2 protein-coding genes are annotated in these 3,767 nt (G+C 71.1%); one reads left to right on the top strand and one right to left on the bottom strand.

Annotated elements, in window-relative coordinates:
• The first annotated feature begins 41 nt into the window (after positions 1-41).
• Complete coding sequence (locus GKQ77_RS29475; protein WP_219692168.1) at positions 42-449, top strand: nuclear transport factor 2 family protein; 408 nt, start codon at positions 42-44, stop codon at positions 447-449.
• 23 nt (positions 450-472) lie between these two features.
• Here GKQ77_RS29475 and mfd read toward each other — a convergent pair.
• Positions 473-3,767 (bottom strand): transcription-repair coupling factor (gene mfd / locus GKQ77_RS29470; protein ID WP_219692167.1); only part of this gene is annotated, 3,295 nt, incomplete at its 5' end.

The raw sequence follows: 3,767 nt of genomic DNA, 5'->3' as shown, positions 1-3,767 counted from the left end.
CCCATCAGCCGAGTCCGGAGCCGAGCCGAGGAGACCCCCCCATGAACGCCGAGCACACCCGCGCCACCGTCCAGGAGTTCCTTGCCGCCCGCATCGCCGGGGACACGGCGCGGCTCACCGCCCTCTTCGCCGACGACGTCGACTGGATGCTCGCCGAGAACCCCGTCGTGCCGTGGATCAGGCCCAGGAGAACGGCCGCCGAATGCGCCGCCCAGTCGGCGGAACTGGCCGCGCACACCGTGCCCGAGGACGCCCGCGCCTCCGTCGACACCTTCCTCGTCGACGGCGCCGACGCCGTCCTGATGGGCCACGTCTCCGGAACCGTACGGGCCACCGGCAAGTCCTTCGAGGGCCCCTTCGCGCTGCGGCTCACCGTGGAGGAGGGCCGGATCACCCGGCACCACCTCTACGAGAACAGCCTGTCGATAGCCCAGGCCTGCACCGCCTAGGACCCCCGAGCGCCCCCTGTCGGTCACGACCCCAGGATCGACGTGAGGAACTCCCCCACCCAGCCGAGCAGTTCGCGGCCGACCAGCGGCTTGCCGCCCACCTTCGCGGTCTTGGGGCGCGGCACCAGGATCTGGTGGGCGTTGGCCTTGATGACCGTACCGGGGTAGAGCCGCTTGAGCCGCAGCTCCTGCGACTCCCGCAGCTCCACCGGTGCGAAGCGGATGTTGTTGCCCTGGAGGACGATCTCGCCGACCTCGCAGGCGCGGGCGAGCATCCGCAGGCCCGCCACGAGCAGCAGGTTCTCCACCGGCTCCGGCAACTTCCCGTAGCGGTCGGTCAGTTCCTCTCGCACCGCCTTGATGTCCTGCTCCGTGTTGGCGGAGGCGATGGCGCGGTAGGCCTGGAGGCGCAGCCGCTCGCCGGGCGCGTAGTCGTGCGGGACGTGCGCGTCGACCGGCAGCTCGATCTTGACCTCCAGCGGCGGCTGCTCGTCCGAAGTCCCGTCCCCACCCTCCAGCGAGGCGCGGTAGTCCGCCACGGCCTCGCCGACCATGCGTACGTACAGGTCGAAGCCGACGCCCGCGATGTGCCCGGACTGCTCGCCGCCGAGCAGGTTTCCCGCGCCTCGGATCTCCAGGTCCTTCATCGCCACGTACATGCCCGCGCCCATCTCCGTGTGCTGGGCGATGGTCGCCAGGCGCTCGTGGGCGGTCTCCGTGAGGGGCTTCTCCGGCGGGTAGAGGAAGTAGGCGTAGCCGCGGTCGCGGCCACGGCCGACGCGGCCGCGCAACTGGTGCAGCTGGGAGAGGCCGAAGTTGTCGCCGCGCTCCACGATCAGCGTGTTGGCGTTGGAGATGTCGATGCCGGACTCGACGATCGTCGTCGAGACGAGCACGTCGAACTTCTTCTCCCAGAAGTCCACGACGACCTGCTCAAGGGCCTGTTCGGACATCTGGCCGTGGGCGGTGGCGATGCGGGCCTCGGGCACGATGTCCCGGAGCCGCGCCGCCGCGCGGTCGATGGACTCGACGCGGTTGTGGATGTAGAAGACCTGGCCCTCGCGCAGCAGCTCGCGGCGGATCGCGGCGCCGATCTGCCGCTCCTCGTACGGCCCGACGAAGGTCAGGACCGGGTGGCGCTCCTCGGGCGGGGTGGTGATCGTGGACATCTCGCGGATGCCGGTCACGGCCATTTCAAGCGTACGGGGGATGGGGGTGGCCGACATGGTCAGCACGTCCACGTTGGCCCGGAGCTTCTTCAGCTGCTCCTTGTGCTCGACGCCGAACCGCTGCTCCTCGTCGACGATGACCAGGCCCAGGTCCTTGAACTTGGTCTCGGCGGAGAAAAGGCGGTGCGTGCCGATGACGATGTCCACGGACCCCTCGCGCAGGCCCTCCAGGGTCGCCTTCGACTCCGTCTCCGTCTGGAAGCGGCTCAGCGCCTTCACGCTGACCGGGAACTGCGAGTACCGCTCGGAGAACGTGCCGAAGTGCTGCTGCACCAGGAGCGTGGTGGGGACCAGGACGGCGACCTGCTTGCCGTCCTGCACCGCCTTGAAGGCCGCGCGCACCGCGATCTCCGTCTTGCCGTAGCCGACGTCGCCGCAGATCAGGCGGTCCATCGGGACCGTCTTCTCCATGTCCTCCTTGACCTCGGCGATCGTGGTGAGCTGGTCGGGCGTCTCCACGTACGGGAAGGCGTCCTCCAGCTCGCGCTGCCAGGGCGTGTCGGGGGCGAAGGCGTGGCCGGGGGCGGCCATGCGGGCGGAGTAGAGCTTGATCAGGTCGGCGGCGATCTCCTTGACCGCCTTCTTCGCGCGCGCCTTCGTCTTCGTCCAGTCGGCGCCGCCGAGGCGGTGGAGGGTCGGGGCCTCGCCGCCCACGTACTTGGTGATCTGCTCCAGCTGGTCGGTGGGGATGTAGAGCCGGTCGCCGGGCTGGCCGCGCTTGGCGGGCGCGTACTCCACGACCAGGTACTCGCGGGTGGCGCCCTGGACCGTGCGCTGCACCATCTCGATGTAGCGGCCGACGCCGTGCTGCTCGTGGACGATGTAGTCCCCGGCCTCCAGGGTCAGCGGGTCGATCGTCTTGCGGCGGCGCGCGGGCATGCGCTGGCCGTCCTTGCCGGCCGCCTTCTGCCCGGACAGGTCGGTCTCGGTGAGGACGGCGAGCTTCAGCGCGGGGTCGACGAAGCCGTAGTCGATCGAGCCGCAGGAGACGTGCACGAGCGAGGGCGTCAACTCGGTGAGGTCGCCGTCCAGGCGGGCCGCGATGCCCTCCGCGCCCAGGACCTCCACGGTGCGGGCGGCGGGGCCGTGGCCCTCGGTGACGTAGACCGTGCGCCAGCCGTCGGCGAGCCAGCCCTTGGTGTCGGCCAGCGCCTTCGCGGTGTCGCCGCGGTAGGTCTCCGGGGCGTGCATGCCCAGCTTGAGGGTGTTCTCGTCCAGGCCCTCGTCCGCGGCGAAGGGGCTCACCGACCACCACATCATGCCGAGGTCGCGGGCGTGGTCCCGGACGTCGGCGATGCCCCACAGGGAGGCGGCGCCCACGTCGATCGGGGCCTCGCCGCCGCCGGCCGTCGCCGCCCAGCTGGCGTGCAGGAACTCCTGCGAGGTCGCCACCAGGTCGGCGGCGCGGGTGCGCACCCGCTCCGGGTCGCAGACCACGGCCATGCTGTTCTCCGGCATGACGTCGAGCAGCAGCTCCATCTCGTCCACGAGGACGGGGGCCAGCGACTCCATGCCCTCGACCGCGATGCCCTCGGCGATCTTGTTGAGCAGTTCGCCCAGCTCCGGGTGTTCCTCGGCGAGGGCCGCCGCCCGCCGGCGTACCTCGTCGGTGAGCAGCAGCTCACGGCAGGGCGGCGCCCACAGGCCGTGCTCGGCGACCTCGAGGGAGCGCTGGTCGGCCACCTTGAAGTAGCGGATCTCCTCGACGTCGTCGCCCCAGAACTCCACGCGCAGCGGGTGTTCCTCGGTCGGCGGGAAGACGTCCAGGATGCCGCCGCGCACGGCGAACTCCCCGCGCTTCTCGACCAGTTCGACCCGGGAGTACGCCGCTGCCGCCAGCGCCGCCACGATCTCGTTCAGGTCAGTGGTCTCGCCCTGGCGCAGGGCCACGGGCTCCAGGTCGCCCAACCCCTTGACCTGCGGCTGGAGCACCGAGCGGACCGGCGCGACGATCACCGAGACGGGGCCGGTCTCCGGGTCGTCCGGGCGGGGGTGCGCGAGGCGGCGCAGGACGGCGAGGCGGCGGCCGACCGTGTCGGAGCGGGGCGAGAGGCGTTCGTGCGGCAGCGTCTCCCACGAGGGGTAGTCC

Source organism: Streptomyces anatolicus (genome assembly GCF_019400875.1).
Lineage (GTDB): Bacteria > Actinomycetota > Actinomycetes > Streptomycetales > Streptomycetaceae > Streptomyces > Streptomyces anatolicus.
This window is presented reverse-complemented; position numbering and strand designations above follow the sequence as displayed.